Source organism: Pseudomonas sp. SCA2728.1_7, from assembly GCF_018138145.1.
Lineage (GTDB): Bacteria > Pseudomonadota > Gammaproteobacteria > Pseudomonadales > Pseudomonadaceae > Aquipseudomonas > Aquipseudomonas koreensis_A.
On record NZ_CP073104.1, the window covers coordinates 3,228,371 to 3,247,321 of the forward strand.

18 protein-coding genes and 1 other RNA gene are annotated in these 18,951 nt (G+C 57.9%); 14 read left to right on the forward strand and 5 right to left on the reverse strand.

Going from position 1 to position 18,951, the window contains the following annotated elements; translation table 11 throughout:
• Window positions 1–206 precede the first annotated feature (206 nt).
• On the forward strand, window positions 207–1,880 hold the full coding sequence (gene recN, locus KBP52_RS14515) for a DNA repair protein RecN (protein WP_077571023.1): 1,674 nt from the start codon (window positions 207–209) through the stop codon (window positions 1,878–1,880).
• A gap of 75 nt (window positions 1,881–1,955) precedes the next feature.
• On the opposite strand, the gene fur is transcribed toward recN, so the two are convergent.
• Window positions 1,956–2,360: a ferric iron uptake transcriptional regulator gene (gene fur / locus KBP52_RS14520; protein ID WP_003221515.1), complete on the reverse strand. Its 405-nt coding sequence runs from the start codon at window positions 2,358–2,360 to the stop codon at window positions 1,956–1,958.
• 97 nt (window positions 2,361–2,457) lie between these two features.
• Between fur and KBP52_RS14525 the strand changes: the two genes are divergently transcribed.
• A complete protein-coding gene (locus KBP52_RS14525) occupies window positions 2,458–2,985 on the forward strand; it encodes an outer membrane protein assembly factor BamE (protein WP_212622996.1) in 528 nt (175 codons plus the stop codon).
• A gap of 60 nt (window positions 2,986–3,045) precedes the next feature.
• Here the strand turns inward: KBP52_RS14525 and KBP52_RS14530 are convergent, their stop codons facing one another.
• From KBP52_RS14530 to KBP52_RS14540, 3 genes are read right to left on the reverse strand one after another with little or no spacing between them, the layout of a single operon-like run.
• The gene (locus tag KBP52_RS14530; RefSeq protein WP_212622997.1) at window positions 3,046–3,360 is read right to left on the reverse strand and encodes an RnfH family protein; all 315 of its coding nucleotides are present in this window, start codon (window positions 3,358–3,360) and stop codon (window positions 3,046–3,048) included.
• On the reverse strand, window positions 3,353–3,787 hold the full coding sequence (locus KBP52_RS14535; protein ID WP_016986510.1) for a type II toxin-antitoxin system RatA family toxin: 435 nt from the start codon (window positions 3,785–3,787) through the stop codon (window positions 3,353–3,355). The genes KBP52_RS14530 and KBP52_RS14535 overlap by 8 nt, the downstream gene beginning before the upstream one ends.
• A gap of 7 nt (window positions 3,788–3,794) precedes the next feature.
• Window positions 3,795–5,198, reverse strand: a complete 1,404-nt coding sequence (locus tag KBP52_RS14540; RefSeq protein ID WP_077571017.1) for a sodium-dependent transporter — start codon at window positions 5,196–5,198, stop codon at window positions 3,795–3,797.
• A gap of 118 nt (window positions 5,199–5,316) precedes the next feature.
• On the opposite strand from KBP52_RS14540, the gene smpB reads away from it, so the two are divergent.
• Window positions 5,317–5,799, forward strand: a complete 483-nt coding sequence (smpB, locus tag KBP52_RS14545) for an SsrA-binding protein SmpB (protein ID WP_008088297.1) — start codon at window positions 5,317–5,319, stop codon at window positions 5,797–5,799.
• A 134-nt stretch (window positions 5,800–5,933) separates the two neighbouring features.
• Here the strand turns inward: smpB and KBP52_RS14550 are convergent, their stop codons facing one another.
• Window positions 5,934–6,701: an FCD domain-containing protein gene (locus KBP52_RS14550; RefSeq protein ID WP_007915207.1), complete on the reverse strand. Its 768-nt coding sequence runs from the start codon at window positions 6,699–6,701 to the stop codon at window positions 5,934–5,936.
• A gap of 262 nt (window positions 6,702–6,963) precedes the next feature.
• Between KBP52_RS14550 and KBP52_RS14555 the strand changes: the two genes are divergently transcribed.
• The 11 genes from KBP52_RS14555 (at window position 6,964) to KBP52_RS14605 (ending at window position 18,949) form a co-directional block, all read left to right on the forward strand.
• Window positions 6,964–8,658 carry a lactate permease LctP family transporter gene (locus KBP52_RS14555; RefSeq protein WP_212622998.1) on the forward strand — a complete coding sequence of 565 codons (1,695 nt, stop codon included), beginning with the start codon at window positions 6,964–6,966 and terminating at the stop codon, window positions 8,656–8,658.
• 161 nt (window positions 8,659–8,819) lie between these two features.
• On the forward strand, window positions 8,820–9,644 hold the full coding sequence (locus KBP52_RS14560; RefSeq protein ID WP_099757966.1) for a (Fe-S)-binding protein: 825 nt from the start codon (window positions 8,820–8,822) through the stop codon (window positions 9,642–9,644).
• The gene (locus KBP52_RS14565; RefSeq protein ID WP_212622999.1) at window positions 9,641–11,095 is read left to right on the forward strand and encodes a LutB/LldF family L-lactate oxidation iron-sulfur protein; all 1,455 of its coding nucleotides are present in this window, start codon (window positions 9,641–9,643) and stop codon (window positions 11,093–11,095) included. Before KBP52_RS14560 ends, KBP52_RS14565 begins: the two co-directional genes overlap by 4 nt.
• Window positions 11,095–11,766: a lactate utilization protein gene (locus KBP52_RS14570; RefSeq protein WP_212623000.1), complete on the forward strand. Its 672-nt coding sequence runs from the start codon at window positions 11,095–11,097 to the stop codon at window positions 11,764–11,766. Before KBP52_RS14565 ends, KBP52_RS14570 begins: the two co-directional genes overlap by 1 nt.
• Window positions 11,763–14,573 (forward strand): FAD-binding and (Fe-S)-binding domain-containing protein, encoded by a 2,811-nt coding sequence (locus tag KBP52_RS14575; protein WP_212623001.1) that lies wholly within the window; start codon window positions 11,763–11,765, stop codon window positions 14,571–14,573. The genes KBP52_RS14570 and KBP52_RS14575 overlap by 4 nt, the downstream gene beginning before the upstream one ends.
• Before the next feature lie 130 nt (window positions 14,574–14,703).
• Window positions 14,704–14,982: a hypothetical protein gene (locus KBP52_RS14580; protein ID WP_095119546.1), complete on the forward strand. Its 279-nt coding sequence runs from the start codon at window positions 14,704–14,706 to the stop codon at window positions 14,980–14,982.
• Window positions 14,983–15,078: 96 nt separating this feature from the next.
• Window positions 15,079–15,467: a transfer-messenger RNA gene (ssrA, locus tag KBP52_RS14585) on the forward strand.
• A gap of 173 nt (window positions 15,468–15,640) precedes the next feature.
• Window positions 15,641–16,846 carry an integrase arm-type DNA-binding domain-containing protein gene (locus tag KBP52_RS14590; RefSeq protein ID WP_212623002.1) on the forward strand — a complete coding sequence of 402 codons (1,206 nt, stop codon included), beginning with the start codon at window positions 15,641–15,643 and terminating at the stop codon, window positions 16,844–16,846.
• 468 nt (window positions 16,847–17,314) lie between these two features.
• Complete coding sequence (locus KBP52_RS14595) at window positions 17,315–17,524, forward strand: AlpA family transcriptional regulator (RefSeq protein ID WP_249122286.1); 210 nt, start codon at window positions 17,315–17,317, stop codon at window positions 17,522–17,524.
• The gene (locus KBP52_RS14600; protein ID WP_212623004.1) at window positions 17,524–18,579 is read left to right on the forward strand and encodes an AAA family ATPase; all 1,056 of its coding nucleotides are present in this window, start codon (window positions 17,524–17,526) and stop codon (window positions 18,577–18,579) included. The genes KBP52_RS14595 and KBP52_RS14600 overlap by 1 nt, the downstream gene beginning before the upstream one ends.
• A gap of 148 nt (window positions 18,580–18,727) precedes the next feature.
• The gene (locus KBP52_RS14605; protein ID WP_212623005.1) at window positions 18,728–18,949 is read left to right on the forward strand and encodes a hypothetical protein; all 222 of its coding nucleotides are present in this window, start codon (window positions 18,728–18,730) and stop codon (window positions 18,947–18,949) included.
• Window positions 18,950–18,951: the final 2 nt, after the last annotated feature.

Here is an 18,951-nt window from a genome sequence, read left to right on the forward strand (position 1 = left end):
CTCGCGCTTCTGCCCCGATATATGGGGCCGCAAAATCAGGCTTCAAGGGCCTGCAAACATTAACCCTACAAAAAAGTGTCGAATCTTCATTCCTCAATGCGCTAAGCAGATTTGAAGTTCAAGCAAATCGAGCTAAGGGCGGGCATTGTCAGCCTGAAACAAAACACTGTATAAATAACCAGACCTAAAGCCTGGGAGCGGCCTTTATGCTGGTGCACCTGTCCGTACATAACTACGCCATCGTTGAACATCTCGATCTCGAACTCGATCGCGGGATGAGCGTGATCACGGGTGAAACCGGCGCCGGCAAGTCGATCATGCTCGACGCGCTGGGCCTCACCCTGGGCGATCGCGCCGACAGCGGCGTGGTTCGCCCCGGCGCTGACAAGGCCGACATCCTCGCGACTTTCGATCTGGCTGACATTCCTGAAGCCAGCGCATGGCTGGCCGAGCGCGATCTGGAGACCGATGGCCCGTGCATTCTGCGTCGGGTGATCACCTCGGAGGGTCGTTCACGCGGCTACATCAACGGCACCCCTTGCCCACTCGGCGACCTCAAGTCGCTGGGCGAATTGCTGATCGATATCCACAGCCAGCATGAACATCAGTCCCTGCTGAAAACCGATACTCATCGCCGCTTGCTGGACGAGTACGCCGGCGCTACCGATCTGGCCCGCCAGGTTCAACTCGCCGCCCAGCGCTGGCGCCAGACTCGCCAGGAACTCGAGCGCCTCTCCAACTCCGGTGATGAACAACGCGCGCGCCACCAATTGCTCAGCTATCAGCTCGAAGAGCTGGAAAACCTCGGTCTCGGTGATAACGAGCTGGAGCAACTGGAGCAGGAACACAAAAACCTGACCAACGCAGAAACCCTGCTGGGCATTTGTCGGCAAGTGGTCGAACAATGCAGCGAAAGCGATTCCGGCAATGTGTTGAACGCGCTGACCGCCAGCCTCAATCGCCTGTCGAGCGTGAACAACTCCGTCGGAGCCCTGGGCGAAGCCAGCAGTTTGCTGACCAGCGCGCAGATCCAGGTTGAGGAGGCCGTCGGCGAACTCAATCGCTTCCTCGATAACTTCGATGCCGATCCGGCGCGCCTGCAATATCTGGAAGAACGTCTCGACGCGATCTACACCTTGGCGCGCAAGCATCGGATTCAACCCACCGAAGTGGGTGAAATGCAGCAGAAACTGCTGGATGAGATCGAAACCCTCAACGCCAACGACGAATCCATCGAGCGCCTGGGTGATGAGCTGGCCTCGTATGCCCGCCACTATCAAGAGAAGGCGCGAGAACTGAGCGATTTGCGGCATCAGGCCGCCGGCAGTCTCGCCAGTGCGGTTGAGCAGGAGATTCAGCGACTGGGCATGCCGGGTGGTCGCTTCACTATCGAATTGAAGGCCAACAGCAGCGACGAACTGCTGCCCAACGGACTGGAACAGGTCGAATTACTGGTCAGCGCCAACCCGGGCCAGCCGCTAAAGGCGCTGGCAAAAGTCGCTTCCGGCGGCGAGCTGTCACGGATCAGCCTGGCTATTCAGGTGATCACCGCGCAGACATCCCGCGTTCCGACACTGGTATTCGACGAAGTGGACGTCGGCATCGGTGGCCCGACGGCTGAAATTGTCGGCCAACTGTTGCGCCGTCTCGGCGATCGCGGCCAGGTATTGACCGTCACGCACTTGCCGCAAGTGGCAGCGCAGGGTCATCAGCATTTGTTTGTGCACAAAGTGCGCGGTGAAGAGGCGACTCACACCGCCGTTTCCAAACTGAGCAAGAACGACCGTATAGAAGAAGTGGCGCGCATGCTCGGCGGCATCGATCTGACCAAGGAATCCCTGGCTCACGCGAAAAAAATGGTCGTCACCGCCAAGGTTTGACAACGACAGAAAGCACGAAGGCGACCCTTGGGTCGCCTTCGTTCGTTTCGCGAATGTGAAATTCGCGCGACATGCTTACTTTTTCTTGCGCACGTACAGCACCAGATTGTGATCTACCAGATCCACACCGTGCTCCTCGGCGATTGCCTTCTGGAGCTTTTCGATTTCCGGGCTGACGAATTCGACGACTTCACCGGTTTCCACGTTGACCATATGGTCATGGTGGCCACCGTCGGCCAACTCGAATACCGCATGGCCGCCGTCGAAGTTGTGACGGACCACGAGGCCAGCCGCTTCGAACTGGGTCAGAACACGGTAAACCGTGGCCAGACCGACGTCCTCGCCAGCTTCCATCAACGCCTTGTAGACGTCCTCGGCACTCATGTGACGCTGCTCGGTAGAGTCGAGCATTTGCAGGATCTTGACCCGTGGCAGGGTCACTTTAAGGCCGGCTTTGCGTAGTTCGCTATTTTCAACCATGGTCAGCTTTCTCGCGATGCTGCTTCGCAGCTTCTCTTAATGCGGGTATGATCGGCGTTTACGTTGTCCCAGCCAAGATAGTGGAAGTCGCCCACCGATGCAAAACACCAAGCTCTTGCTAACCAGTTTCACCTTTGTGGGACTGCTCGCACTCGCCGGTTGTTCATTCCCCGGGGTTTACAAAATCGACATCCAGCAGGGCAATGTCGTCACGCAGGACATGATAGACCAGTTACGCCCGGGAATGACCCGGCCGCAAGTACGGTTTATCATGGGTAACCCTCTGCTTGTCGACACGTTCCATGCCGATCGCTGGGATTATCTGTACAGCCTGCAACCGGGTGGCGGTGAACGCCAACAGGAACGCGTCAGCGTTATTTTCAACTCAAACGACCAGCTTGTCAGCCTGTCCGGTGACTTTATGCCGGGCGTAAGCCGTGACGAAGCCATTCTCGGCAAGGACAGTGGCACGACCGTGTCCGCTCCTGCTGAAAACGCCGAGAAGCCAACACCGGAAAAACCGGTCAAGCCAGGTTCCTTGCTGGATCAGATCCAGAAGGACGTCGATGGTGTAGAAACCGTTCCGGTTCCAACACCAGAGCCGCTGGACACCTCGCCGCAATAATTGGCGAGACAATAAAAAACCCGGAAACTCCGGGTTTTTTATTGTCCGCGATTTGGCTTTTTACGCGTTTCGCGCTTTGGCTTCGGCAGCCTTGGCGGCCCGCAAGCGTCGTACCTCTTTCGGATCGGCCAGCAATGGACGATAAATCTCGATGCGCTCCCCTGCCTCAATCACCCGCGTATCCGGGTCAGCCACCACTTTGCCGAAGATACCCAACGGACACTCCGCCAGATTCAACTCAGAAAACTCGCTATCGATACCCGATGCAAGCACCGCAGCCCGCACCGTCGCGCCTTCATTGACGCTGAATGAGCGCAATACCTGACGATCCACGGCCGCGTATACCACCTCTATCTCGATCACCGACTCAACCATGCATCTGCTTGGCGCGCTGGCAGAACGCGTCCACCAGCGTATTGGCCGCCTGATTGAACAGCGGCCCCAACGTCGCGCGCACCAGCGGCCCGGCGTAATCGAACGACAGATCCAGACTGATCTTGCAGGCCTTCTCGTTCAGCACCTTGAACACCCAGACGCCGTGCAATTGATTGAACGGACCTTCTTCCAGGTTCATCTCGATCGACTGCCCTGGCACCAGCGTATTGCGCGTCACAAAATGCTGGCTGAGGCCGCCCTTGGCCACGCCAACACTGGCGCGCATATGCTCCGGCGAGCTTTCCAGCACTTCAGCCGAAGAGCACCACGGCAGAAATTCCGGGTAACGCGCTACGTCGTTTACCAGGTCGTAGAGAAATTGCGCCGGGTACGGCAGCAATGCCGATCGTTGAATATGTGTCGTCATGTGAGCGTTACTTCCAGAGCTGAGCGGCAAACACTACAACAATGCCGATGGGCGCCACGTAGCGCATCAAAAACAAGGATAGGGCGAACAGTGCCGGGTTGCGGATCGACAACTCGTCGCGTACCGCTTCACGCCCCATCACCCATCCGGCGAACAATACAAAACACAGGCCACCGAGCGGCAACATGATCCGCGAGGTGAAGAAATCGATCACGCCAAAGAAGTCCAGACCGCTCTGCGCCCCCCATTGGTAGAGGTGGAACATCCCGCCTTCGTTCACGAAAAACTTGGCCTCCTTCCAGATATTGAAGGAGAACACTGTGCCCAGACCAACGAACCAGCAGATGAACGCCAGCCAGAAAGTCACCCACGCGCGACTGACTTTCGTGCGCTCAACCAGATAGGCAACCATCGGCTCCAGAAGCGAGATCGCCGAACTCCATGCCGCAATCGCCACCAGCACAAAGAACACCACGCCCATCAACTGACCGAAAGCCACGTTACCAAAGGCAAATGGCAGGCTGACGAACATCAGGCCAGGCCCTTCACTAGGATTCAGGCCACCGGCAAACACAATCGGGAATAAGGCCAGACCGGCGACCAGCGACACAAATGTATCCAGCAGCGCTACACCGACAACCGTACCCGACAACGACGAACTCTTCGGCATGTAAGCGCCGTAAATCATGATCGAGCCGACACCGACGCTCAGCGAGAAGAACGCGTGCCCCATCGCTGGCAACAGGCCGTCGAGAACTTTTTCCGGGTGGAAGTCGAACATGAAATGCACGCCTTCCATGAAATGCCCGGTGGTCATGCTGTAACCCAGCAATACCAGGATCATCACAAACAGCAGCGGCATCATGATGCGCAGGCTGCGCTCAAGCCCGGCAACCACGCCTTTGGCGATGACGAAGGCCGACAGCAGCATGAAAATCGTGTGCCAAAGTGTCAGACGCCATGGATTGGAGATGACATTACCGAAATACGCACCGACCTGATCGGCCGTGGCGCCCTGGAAATCACCGCGGCCCATGTCGACGATGTAATCCAGCGACCAGCCGCCGACCACACTATAGAAAGACAGGATCAGCAACGCCGTGATCATCCCGGCAAATGCCCCCCACGACCATTTTCCCGAGTGCCCGGCTTCCAGCGCCAGCACCTTCAAGGCGTTCGCCGGACTTTGCCGGGCGCGCCGGCCGATCAGGGTTTCAGCGAGCATGACCGGGATGCCGATCAGTGCGATGCACGCCAGAAACATCAGTACAAACGCACCGCCGCCGTAGACCCCGACCATGTAGGGGAACTTCCAGATACTACCCAGTCCCACGGCCGAACCGGTCGCGGCGAGTATGAATACCCAGCGGCTAGCCCAACTGCCGTGGACAGAAACCTTGTCTGTCGACATCGTTTATCACGCCCAAGCGTTAGAAAAGAGGCCGCATTGTCCGGGATTCACTCAACCTGCTCAAGCACGCAGCATCACCGTAGCCGACAGCGGTTTATCTCCATATAATGCCGCCCCTATGGCTAAACAGAAGAAACACCCAACAGGGACCATCGCGCAGAACAAAAAGGCGCGACACGATTACTTCATCGAGCATAAGTTCGAGGCTGGTCTGGTCCTGGCCGGCTGGGAAGTAAAAAGTCTGCGGGCAAGCAAGCTACAGCTGGTCGACAGCTATGTCCTGCTCAAGGATGGCGAAGCGTGGTTGCTCGGCAGCCACATCACGCCTCTGATGACCGCAAGCACCCACGTCATCGCTGACCCGGTGCGCACACGCAAATTGCTGCTCAACCGCCGCGAGCTGGAAAAGCTTGCAGCGATGGTGCAGCAAAAGGGTTACGCCTGCGTCTGCCTGTCCTGGTACTGGAGCAAGCACATGGTCAAGTGCGAGATCGCTCTGGGCAAGGGCAAGAAGGAATACGACAAGCGTGACACCGAGCGCGAGCGCGATGCCGGCCGTGAGCTGCAGCGCGCAGTGCGCAACAAGGGCAAGGAAGATTAATTTTCTCTGCCTTTAGAGCGTATTCGCGAGCAGGTCGAATCGTCGCACCGTCGCTCCCACCTTGGAATGCATTCCAATTGTGGGAGCGAGCCTGCTCGCGAAAGCTATAGCAGCATCAACGCAGAAATAACTGATCACATCCCCTTGCGCCGCTCCGCCCGAGCCATGCGCTGAACTTCCTGCCGCACCTCTTCCAGCACTTCCTGCACATACAAAATATGTCGGCTGGAGACTTCTCGCGCCTGCTCCGCACGACCTTCGATAATCGCCAGATACAATTCCCGATGCTGGGTAATCAGCATGTCGCGGGTTTCCGTGCGCTGCTTGTACATGCCGCCGATGTTGGTGACGACGTTGCGCTTAAGCAGATCGAACAGCCCGCGAATGGTGTGCAACAGCACGGCGTTATGACTGGCCTCGGCAATCGCCAGATGAAATTTCGCATCCGCCGCGCCCTCCTCAGCCCGACTCACTTCGTCATGGCGTGAATAACAATCCTGCAACTCTTCGAACGCCGCCGTCAGCCGCTCGCGATCAACATCGGTCGCGCGCAATGCTGCGTAATAGGCACACGATGCCTCCAGAGTGTGTCGAAATTCCAGTAGATCGCGTTGTGCCTCGGGGTTGCTTTCGAGCAACTGCAGCAGCGGATCGCTGAACGTCGAGCCCAGACTTTCCACCACATAATTACCGCCGCCCTGGCGACTGACCAGCAAGCCTTTCGCCGCCAGTTTCTGAATCGCTTCGCGTAGCGACGGCCGTGATACGCCAAATTGTTCGGCTAGCGTGCGCTCCGCCGGCAGCCGCTCACCGGACTTCAGCGTGCCCTCAAGGATCATCCCCTCAAGTCGCTCGACAATGTCGTCAGACAAACGGCGCTGACGTATCTGATCAAACCCCATAACTCATTTCTCCACGATCCCGACCGCTCGCCGGGCTCTCTATTCTGGCCTATCGGCGCCTCGCCGACACCTACCAGACGCCACTTGCCGAAACCGGATCAGATGCGCTCTGCACCGCTTGTTCGACAAAAGTTTCAGGGCGACAAATTGACACACCGACATCAAGGCTTTTACCCTAGCCAACAGCGATTGTAAATTGGTCTTACCAATTATCCAAGAACGCTGACAGTGCCTGACCAACAACAATTAGGGGCCACCCCATATGCAAACCTGGCAACAGCTCTACAGCCCGCTCGGCAGTCTCGGCGTATCCGCACTCGCGGCCGTCATCCCCATCGTGTTCTTTTTCCTCGCATTAGCGGTGTTCCGCCTCAAAGGCCACGTGGCCGGGAGCATCACCCTCGCCCTGTCGATTGCCGTAGCGATCTTCGCGTTCCAGATGCCGGTCGACATGGCCTTCGCCGCCGCGGGTTATGGTTTCGCCTATGGTCTGTGGCCGATTGCCTGGATCATTGTCGCGGCGGTGTTCCTCTACAAACTGACGGTCAAAAGTGGTCAGTTCGAGGTCATTCGCAGCTCGGTGTTATCGATTACTGACGACCAGCGCCTGCAAGTGCTGCTGATCGGTTTCTGCTTCGGTGCGTTCCTGGAAGGTGCCGCCGGTTTCGGCGCGCCCGTGGCGATTACTGCGGCACTTCTCGTCGGCTTGGGCTTCAACCCGCTGTACGCCGCTGGCCTGTGCCTGATCGCCAACACCGCACCGGTTGCGTTCGGTGCACTGGGGATTCCGATCATTGTTGCCGGCCAAGTCACCGGCATCGACGCGTTCAAGATCGGCGCCATGACCGGTCGCCAACTGCCACTGCTGTCGTTGTTCGTGCCGTTTTGGCTGGTGTTCATGATGGACGGCCTGCGCGGCGTGCGCGAAACCTGGCCGGCTGCACTGGTCGCGGGGCTGAGCTTTGCCATCACGCAATACTTCACCTCGAACTTCATCGGCCCGGAGCTGCCGGACATCACTTCGGCGCTGGCCAGCCTGATTTCCCTGACCCTGTTCCTGAAAGTCTGGCAGCCGAAACGCACCGCAGGTGCGCAAATCGCTGGTGCCACATCGAGTGCAGCGATCACCGCCAGCGTCGGCGGTTTCGGTCAGAAACGCACCACCGTGGCTTCGCCTTACAGCCTCGGGGAAATTTTCAAAGCCTGGTCGCCGTTCCTGATCCTCACCGTGCTGGTGACCATCTGGACCCTGAAGCCTTTCAAAGCGATGTTCGCCGCCGGCGGCTCGATGTACAGCTGGGTGTTCAACTTCGCGATCCCGCACCTTGATCAGTTGGTGATCAAAACCGCACCGATCGTGGCTGCTCCAACGGCAATCCCGGCAGTGTTCAAACTTGATCCGATTTCCGCGACCGGCACGGCGATTTTCTTCTCCGCGCTGATCTCGATGTGGGTACTTAAGATCAATTTAAAAACTGGTCTGACCACTTTGAAAGAGACCTTCTACGAACTGCGCTGGCCAATCCTGTCTATCGGCATGGTGCTGGCGTTTGCCTTCGTTACCAACTACTCGGGCATGTCTTCGACCATGGCGCTGGTACTCGCCGGTACGGGCGCAGCGTTCCCGTTCTTCTCGCCGTTCCTCGGCTGGCTCGGTGTGTTCCTCACCGGTTCGGATACTTCGTCCAACGCGCTGTTCAGTTCGCTGCAAGCGACCACAGCACACCAGATCGGCGTCAATGACACCCTGCTGGTCGCAGCGAACACCAGCGGCGGCGTGACCGGCAAAATGATCTCGCCACAATCGATCGCCGTGGCCTGCGCAGCGACCGGTCTGGTGGGCAAGGAATCGGATCTGTTCCGCTTCACCCTCAAGCACAGCCTATTCTTTGCAACGATTGTCGGCTTGATCACGCTGGCTCAGGCCTACTGGTTCACCGGCATGCTGGTGCACTAAACCTACGAGACGCTTACAAGAAGCATGGAAAAAACCGACGCCGATCCGTGATTTCGGCGTCAGCAATTCACAACCCGGTCTGTAAGGCTGCTGAAAGCAACGGTCTTTATATTCAGCAGCCGCCACAGACGGATAACCGGGCCCACCCGGAGACACGCCTGATGAGCGAGCTTTTTTACAACGCCGTGCCAAACGCGACCCGTGTGGCCCCGCCACTGCCCGAACCTCGGCAATACCCTAGCGAGAAACCGTCGCGGGTCTACCTGTTCGGCACGTGCGTGGTCGACCTGTTCTACCCCGAAGCCGGGATGGACGCGATCCACTTGCTGGAGCGCGAAGGGATTCGGGTCGAGTATCCGCAAGGGCAGAGTTGCTGCGGCCAGCCGGCCTACACCTCGGGTTACACCGAGCAGGCGCGGACGGTAGCGCGCTCGCAACTGGCGCTGTTTGCCGGAGATTATCCGGTGGTGGTGCCGTCGGGTTCCTGCGCCGGCATGCTGCGCGAGCATTACGCCGACTTGTTCAAGGACGAGCCGGAAACGTTGAAACAGGTTCAGGCCCTTGCGGCCCGCACCTATGAACTGGCCGAGTTTCTGCTGTTCGTCTGCAAAGTGCAGCTCAAGGACAGCGGCGAACCGGTCAAAGTCGCGCTGCACACTTCGTGTTCGGCACGCCGCGAAATGAACACCCACCTGCACGGCCGCGAGTTGTTGGCGCAGTTGAGCAACGTGGAACGGGTCAACCATGACCACGAAAGCGAATGCTGTGGCTTCGGTGGGACATTCAGCGTCCGTATGCCAGACATTTCCGGCGCGATGGTGGCTGACAAGACCCAAGCGTTGAAGGATTCCGGCGCGCACAAGGTGTTGAGCGCCGACTGTGGCTGTTTGATGAACATCAACGGCGCATTGGAGAAACAAAAAGAAGCGCTGCGCGGGCAACATCTCGCCAGCTTTCTGTGGCAACGAACCGGAGGTGCGCAATGAGCACTTCCGCGATTATTCCTACGGTCGCCGTAGAAGAAGATTTCCGCACCCGGGCACACAATGCCTTGGGCGATCAGCAGCTACGGAACAACTTCCGCACTGCCATGGACTCACTGATGGTCAAGCGGGCAGCCGCTTTCAGTGATGCCCACGAAAGAGAACATTTGCGCGCACTGGGCAATTCGATCAAGGCCCGCGCGCTGTCCAAGTTGCCCGACCTGCTCGAGCAACTGGAACAGAACCTGACCCGCAACGGTGTGACAGTGCACTGGGCGGAAACGGTGGACGAGGCCAATGGCATCGTCTTATCGATCATCCGCGCTCACGAGGCGCGGCAAGTGATCAAGGGCAAATCGATGGTCAGCGAAGAGATGGAGATGAACCATTTCCTCGAGGCTCGGGACATTGAATGTCTGGAGTCCGATATGGGGGAATACATCGTCCAGCTCGACCACGAGAAGCCTTCACACATCATTATGCCGGCGATCCACAAGAATGCCGGTCAGGTCGCGTCCTTGTTCCACGACAAACTTGGCGTGGAATACACCAAGGACGTTGACCAACTCATTCAGATCGGTCGCAGAGTCCTGCGGCAGAAATTCTTCGAAGCAGACATCGGCGTCTCCGGTGTCAACTTCGCCGTGGCCGAAACCGGCACCCTGCTGCTGGTGGAAAACGAAGGCAACGGGCGCATGACCACCACCGTGCCGCCGGTGCACATCGCCGTCACCGGCATCGAAAAAGTCGTGGAAAACCTGCGTGACGTGGTGCCGCTGCTGTCACTGCTGACCCGCTCGGCGCTGGGCATTCCGATCACCACTTACGTGAACATGATCTCCGGCCCGCGCAAGGAAGATGAACTCGACGGCCCGCAGGAAGTGCATCTGGTGCTGCTCGACAACGGTCGCAGCCAGGCCTTCGCTGACAGTGAACTGCGTCAGACCTTGAACTGCATTCGCTGCGGCGCCTGCATGAACCATTGCCCGGTCTACACCCGCGTCGGCGGTCACACCTATGGCGAGGTGTATCCGGGGCCGATCGGCAAAATCATCACCCCGCATATGGTCGGTCTGGCCAAGGTTCCGGATCACCCGAGCGCTTCGTCGCTGTGCGGTGCCTGCGGTGAAGTCTGCCCGGTAAAAATTCCGATCCCGGCGATCCTGCGGCGCCTGCGCGAAGAAAACGTCAAAGCCCCGGACAGCCCGAATCAGGTGATGCGCGGTCAGGGCAGCAAGTATTCGCGCAAGGAACGCTTTATCTGGAACGCCTGGGCCAAGCTCAACAGTTCGCCGACTTTGTATCGATTGTTCGGTTTCTTCGCCACGCGCCTGCGTGCGCTGACCCCGAGCAACGTTGGCCCGTGGACGCAAAACCACAGCGCGCCGAAACCCGCCGCCCGCTCGCTGCACGACATGGCCCGCGAGCATCTGGCCAAACAGGGAGACCGCTGATGAGCGCCAAGCAAAATATCCTCGGCAAACTGCGGAAAAGTCTGACTGGCACAACGCCGATTGCCGACGACTTCGACGTCGATCTGGTGACGCAGCCTTACACCTACAGCGCCGAACAACGTATCCCGCAACTGCGCAAATTGATGGAAGCAGTGCACACCGAAATCCACCTGACCTCGGGCGCAGAATGGCCGGCGCTGCTTGCGCAATTGCTGCGCGATCGTCAGTTGCCGAGCCTGTTGATCGCACCGACGACAGCGCACGGGCAGAAAATCACACAGCACTGGGCGAACAATCCTGATCTGCCGACGCTGAAATCCTACGACCGTCCGATGGAAGAGTGGAAAGCCGAACTATTCAACGACACGCCGGCCAGTCTCACCGGCACCCTCGGTGCGATTGCCGCCACCGGCAGCCTGATCCTGTGGCCAACCCGCGAGGAACCACGGTTGATGAGCCTGGTGCCGCCGGTACATTTCGCCCTGCTCAAGGCCAGTGAAATCCGCGACAACTTCTATCAGGTGCAGCAGGAGTTCGAATGGGCGCAAGGCATGCCGACCAACGCGTTGCTGGTGTCCGGCCCTTCGAAAACCGCTGACATCGAGCAAGTACTGGCTTACGGCGCCCACGGCCCGAAAGATCTGGTGGTTCTGATTCTGGAGGACCAATGACGCTTCCAGCGAACTTCCTGCGTGATGCGCAGCAACTGATTCCGGCGGAGCGCCGTTTTGATGATCCGTTATCGACGCTGGCTTTCGGCACCGATGCGAGTTTTTATCGGCTGATCCCGAAACTGGTGATCCGCGTCGAATCCGAAGACGAAGTCGTGGGCCTGCTGAAACTGGCTCAGCGCGACCATGTCCCGGTGACCTTCCGTGCGGCCGGCACCAGCCTTTCCGGTCAGGCGATCAGCGATTCTGTTTTGATCGTGCTTGGGGATAACTGGAACGCCCGCGAGATTCGCGACCAAGGCATGCAGATTCGCCTGCAACCGGGAGTGATTGGCGCACAAGCCAACGCTTGGCTGGCACCGTTCGGGCGCAAGATCGGCCCGGATCCGGCGTCGATCAACGCCTCCAAGATCGGCGGTATCGTCGCCAACAATGCCAGCGGCATGTGCTGTGGCACCGCGCAAAACACCTACCACACGCTGGCCGGGATTCGTCTTGTACTGGCCGATGGCACGCGTCTGGATACCGAAGACGCTGCCAGTGTCGCGGCATTCCGCGTAAGCCACGGCGATCTGCTTGAGCGCTTGGCGACTTTAGGTCGCGAGACCCGCGCCCACACCGAACTGGCTGCAAGAATCCGCCACAAATACCGTCTGAAAAATACCACCGGCCTGTCTCTGAATGCCTTGGTGGATTTCGATGAGCCTGTGGATATCTTGAGCCACCTGCTGGTCGGCTCCGAAGGCACCCTCGGCTTCATCAGCGCAGTGACCTATGACACCGTGATCGATCACCCGAACAAGGCCTCGGCGCTGATCGTGTTTCCGAATGTGGAGACCTGCTGCAATGCCGTCACCGTGTTGAAAAGCCAACCGGTGTCAGCCGTGGAATTGCTCGATCGACGCAGCCTGCGCTCGGTGCAGGACAAACCGGGCATGCCCGCTTTCGTACAACAGCTTTCGAACAATGCCTGCGCGCTGCTCATCGAATCCCGCGCTGCATCTTCCACGTTGCTGCAGGAACAACTGGCGCAAATCATGGCTTCGCTCAGTGGTTTTCCGGTGGAGAAGCAGGTCGACTTCACCGAAGACCCTGCCGAGAACGCCAAGCTCTGGGCGATCCGCAAGGACACCTTCCCCGCTGTCGGCGCCGTGCGCAAAACCGGCACCACGGTGATCATCGAAGACGTGACCTTCCCGGTCGAACAACTGGCCATCGGTGTAAACCGCTTGATCGAGTTGTTCGATAAACATGCCTACGACGAAGCGATCCTTTTCGGACACGCATTGGAAGGCAATCTGCACTTCGTCTTCACCCAAGGCTTCAACAATCCGGAAGAAGTCGCACGCTATCAAGCGTTCATGGACGACGTCGCGCAACTGGTCGCCGTGGAATTCGGTGGTTCACTGAAAGCCGAACACGGCACCGGCCGCAACATGGCGCCGTTCGTGGAACTGGAATGGGGCAGCGACGCCTATCAGTTGATGTGGCAGCTCAAACGTCTACTCGACCCTAACGGCATTCTTAACCCGGACGTGGTGCTCAGCGAAGACCCACAGATCCACCTCAAACATCTGAAACCGCTGCCGGCAGCCGACGAGATTGTCGATAAGTGCATCGAGTGCGGTTTCTGTGAACCGGTCTGTCCGTCGAAAGGACTGACCCTCAGCCCGCGCCAGCGCATCGTCATCTGGCGCGATATTCAGGCGAAAAAACGTGCGGGCATCGACACCCGCGAACTGGAAGAAGCCTACGAGTACCAAGGCATCGACACCTGCGCCGCCACCGGTCTGTGCGCACAGCGTTGCCCGGTAGGCATCAATACCGGTGAGCTGGTGAAAAAACTCCGAGCCCGGCACGCGACGCATCAGAAAACCGCTGACTGGATAGAAGGAAATTTCGCCAAGACCCTGCAAGGCGCACGCTTCACCCTGCACGTGGCCAACGGCGCGCGAATGCTGCTCGGCGCACCGCGTCTGGCGAAACTTTCGGCAACGATTACGCGCCTGTCCAAAGGCCAGGTGCCGCTGTGGACGAATGCGATGCCGCAACCGGAGAAGGCCATTCGCTTCAGCCCCAGCGTCTCGGATGAACGCCCGCGTGTTGTCTATCTGGCAGCTTGTGTGTCGCGAGTCATGGGCCCAGCGGCGGGTGATAAAGAGCAAATGTCGCTGTACGACAAAACCCGTGGGCTGCTGGAAAAGGCCGGTTACCAAGTGGTCTTCCCGGACAATCAGGACAACCTCTGCTGCGGCCAGCCCTTCGCCTCAAAAGGCTACGCCGAACAGGCCGAACACAAACGTCAGGAGCTGATCAGCGCACTGCTGCATGCCAGTCGCGGCGGGCTTGATCCGATCTACTGCGACACCAGCCCGTGCACGTTGCGGCTGGTGCAGGACGTAGGAGAAACCCGTCTGGATCTGTACGACCCGGTGCGATTCATCCGTACGCACCTTCTCAATCGACTGGACTTCACGCCACAAGACGCACCGATTGCCGTGCACGTGACTTGCAGCACACAACATCTGGGCGAAAGCCAGGCGTTGATCGATCTGGCGCGCAAGTGCAGCAAAACCGTGGTAATCCCGGAAGGCATTCATTGCTGTGGGTTTGCTGGCGACAAAGGCTTCACCACGCCTGAGCTGAACAGCCATTCGCTGCGCACGCTCAAGGATGCCGTTCAGCATTGCAGCGAGGGAGTTTCCACCAGCCGCACCTGTGAGATCGGCCTGACGCAACATGGCGGAATCGACTACCACGGGTTGGTCTATCTGGTGGATCGCGTGACCCGGGCAAGGGCCTCCTGAAGAAAAATAGAACCCTTGAGGTCGACTGTAGTCCACAGAATAACCCCGACTGATCGGGGTTTTTCTTCCATACGGTTGCCCGTCCTGACGGCCAGCGAAGTCTGGACCCACTCGGTTCAAGGAGATACACATGAAACGTTCTGTACTGTTAGGTCTGTTCGTTACTGCATCGATGATGGCTTCCGCTTCGTTCGCCGCTGACAAGCCTGCGGACCTGTGTGATGCCAATATTCAGACCATCAATAATATGAAGGGTCAGCTGTCAGCGAAGCCAGAACTGAGCCAAAAGGCTGAAGCCACTGTGACCAGAGCACACGACCTCAAGGCCAAAGGTCAAATCGATAACTGCGTTGCGGAAACCTCGCAACTCATCTCGGACCTTCAAAAGGCAGCCGGCACCAACAACTGATCGAAACCAAGGCCAACCTTCGGGTTGGCCTTGGGGGCCGATTGGCGTACACTGCACACGCTTGTTGCTCAAACCGCTGTACTGAGCAATGAGTTCGGGGCCGTTTAGGATTCGACGCCGGTTGCGAAACTCTAGGTGCATGCCGACTTGGTAACAGAAGTCGTAAATCCACTGTTGCAACTACTTATAGTTGCCAATGACGACCAATACGGTGTTGCTCTCGCTGCTTAATTGCAGCTGACAATGCTCCTGGTACCTTCGGGTCCAGCAATCATCAGGGGATGTCTGTAAACCCAAAATGATTGTCATATAGAACAGAATCGCCGTGCAGTACGTTGTGGACGAAGCGGCTAAAACTTACACAACTCGCCCAAAGCACCCTGCCCGTCGGGTCGCTGAGGGTTAACTTAATAGACACGGCTACGCATGTAGTACCGACAGCGGAGTACTGGCGGACGGGGGTTCAAATCCCCCCGGCTCCACCAATTAGTCTTCCCAGGAAGACCCAAAAAAGCCGTAAAGCCTAGAGAAATCAAAGCTTTACGGCTTTTTTCTTGCCCGCGTTTTCCCACCTAATCCCAGGGCATCCCACGGTTGACGGGGGCATATATGGGGGCATAAAACGCTCATCTGCTCGCTCGGAGAGGATGTGCCCCCAATGCCCCTGAAAGACACCAACTGCCGCAACGCCAAGCCCCAGGACAAGCCATACCGCCTGTACGACGAACAAGGTTTGTACCTTGAAGTGCAGCCCAACGGAGGCCGTTACTGGCGCTTGAAGTACCGCTTTCTGGGAAAGGAAAAGCGCCTGGCGCTTGGTGTTTATCCTGAGGTCGGCCTGCAGGAGGCACGACGCAAGCGTGATGATGCTCGTGTCCAGCTCGCCAGCGGCCAAGACCCTTCGCTGCAAAGACGCATGGCCAAGGTAGTCAGCCAGCTCGATCACCAACACACCTTTGAATCGGTCGCTGAGCAATGGCTCACTATTCGCGAATCAACCTGGGATCCGGAATACACCCGCACGGTGCGGCAGCGCCTTGAACTCAATGCCTACCCCTGGTTGGGAAAACTCCCGATCAGCAGCATCAGCACGCCCATGCTGGTCGAAAACCTGCAGCGCATCATCAAGCGCGGTGCTCGCGAGACGGCACGTCGTGTAGCTCAAATCTACAAACAGATTTTCGAGTTCGCCGAAGCTGCCGGTATCACCCCGCCCAACCAGATAGGGAATCTCTCACGGACGCTCCCAGCCAAGCGGGTGAAACACTTTGCTGCCGTGACCGATCCTGAAAAACTCGGCGCACTGCTCAAAGCACTGGATAGCTACACGGGAACACTGCCTGTTTGTTGTGCACTCAAACTGGCCCCGTTGTTGTTCTGCCGGCCCGGTGACCTGCGCCACATGGAGTGGTCCGAGGTCAATATGGATGCTGGCGAGTGGTTGATTCCTGGCCACAAAATGAAGGGCCTTACTGCGACCAAACAGGATCGCCCAGATCACTTGGTTCCCCTCAGCCAACAAGCAGTCGCAGTTCTGCGCGAGCTGAAACCACTCACTGGCAGACATAGATATGCCTTCCCCTCAGCCCGAGGAGGCGACCGGCCGATGTCCAACAATGCCGTACTCAGCGCATTACGCCGCATGGACATCAGCGGCGACGAAATGACTGGGCACGGCTTTCGTGCGACAGCGAGAACCATAGGTGCGGAGGTGCTGGGGTTTCGTCCCGATCTCTTGGAGCATCAGCTTGCTCATACGGTAAAAAATCCGCTGGGACGTGCATACGATCGAACCACCTTCTTGCCGGAGCGCCATGAAATGATGCAGATCTGGGCCGACTATTTGGACTCGATAAAGAGCTGAATGCTCTGTCAACTGTGTCCTTGGTCGGGCCAGTACCTACCCAACCAAGGAGAGGAACATGCGAGTTGCTATCGAACATACTCGCATGTTAAAAATCGTCCGTCCCTAGCGATCCCTATTGATCCGCAACGGTCCGCCACGTCGCCCTGGTAACGACGTTAAAAACTTTCGCCTCGTTCGCATTCGCTGAACGGGCCGCATCAACTGCCATCGGTTGATTTGCGCATCTGGCATGAACGCCCTCAGTCCGTTCTGCCCCTAGAAGCCTCACGGCCCTAGAATTTCTGTAGCCCACAACGACCTCCGACGCTACCGAACATTAATCTCGGAAACGCGCATATACCTATGCGTGTGGCAAATGCCCGTGCTCGCTATATAGCCAGCCGATATCCGTCTTTTACCCTTTTTAGCAGTAGTGCCGGAGGGCGCTACCTCACGCTTCAGGACCTAGGACTCAAACCTATGGCAATGCACGTTAGCAACTTTGACGACGTCAGCGACGATGACAAAATTCTTCGTTTACGCGATGTCGAGTCAATCGTCGGCCTAAAACGCTCAACAATCTATCGCAAAATATCGGAGGGCCATTTCCCGCGCCAACGCCTTTTGTGCGGCTCCAGCGTCGGCTGGCGGAACAGTGAAATCCAGGCTTGGATTCGGCAAAGGGAGGCGCTGTAATGCAGCGCCGAACACCTCAACAGCCGGGCTGGATGGTAGAACTCACAGCGGCAGTAGATATTCCAGTGGAAAAAATCCAGTGGATATGGCCAGGCTGGTTGCCAAGGGCAAAGCTATCCATTCTTGCCGGCGCAGGTGGATGCGGTAAAACCACGCTTGCGATATCGCTGGCCGCCACGCTCAGTAGAGGTGGTGACTGGCCAGACGGCAGCAAATGTGAGGTCGCAGGCAACATCGTAATCTGGAGCGGCGAGGATGGTATAGCTGACACGATCATTCCTCGCCTTACGGCTGCAGATGCCGACCTAACCCGCGTGCACATCATCGAGGGGCTCAGTGATCAGCGTGGGAACAGGCGACAGTTTGATCCTGCAGCCAACTTTACCCTTTTAAATGAGGCAGCCGCACGGATTGACGGCGTTTCATTGCTGATTTTCGACCCACTGATCAATCTCATCCGTGGGGACATGCACCGAGCCAACGAAGTTCGGCAGGGACTACAGATGGTGGTGGATTTTGCCGAACAGCATTGCTGCTCCGTGCTCGGTATATCTCACCTCAGCAAAAGCGCCTCTCAGTCCTCTGTAGCTGATCGAGTCATCGGCAGCCAGGCATTCTCAGCACTTGCTCGCACGGTACTGGTGGCCGGGAAAGCTAATAACTCTGAAGCTCGGGTGCTTGTCCGGGCCAAGTCGAACGTTTCGATCGATATAGGGGGGATAGAGTATTTCGTTAAGCCCATCGTGATAGGCGAGCAGCTGGAAACAACCTGCATCCGGTGGGGAGAGGCCGTCGAAGGAAGCGCTGAAACTATTTTGGCGGATATCGAGCGAACGGGTGGAGCGAGACCAGTATCAGCGACTCAAGAAGCTTGCAGCTTTCTTGAAGCCACGCTGCAAGCAGGCCCTGTCTCGATCACTGCGCTGCAGTCTTTAGCTGAGGAGTCATGCATCTCTTGGGCATCAATACGTAGAGCGCAGAAACAGCTAGGTATCCGCTCATGCAAGGTGGGCATGCAAGGCGGATGGGTATGGGAGCTGCCCACCGCCCTCTGAAGGTGCTCACCTCCCCCCGAAGATGCTCAATACTAGTGTTGAGCACCTTCGTTTTATTGAGCGCCTTCGCCTCACGACCAGGGAAATCCTAATATGGACGCAGCCCGAGAATGCGCAGTCGTAACAAAGAGCGAAGCGGCTAGCGGTGGTGAAAGCCGCTTTGCCGAATGGGCGTAAGCAGTCGTCGTCATTGCGCATGCGGCAAACGAAGTCAGAACTCGAGATCGCGATCGCTGGCGGCGACCATGCCCTGCTGACGCTCGACGCCATTCGCGCAGAGGCGACGACGCTCAAGGCGCAGGAATATTCGATGACGCGCGCGTTCGGCGACGGAGGTGACGGCGACCTGTACAGCTTGTTCCAGTTCTGAAC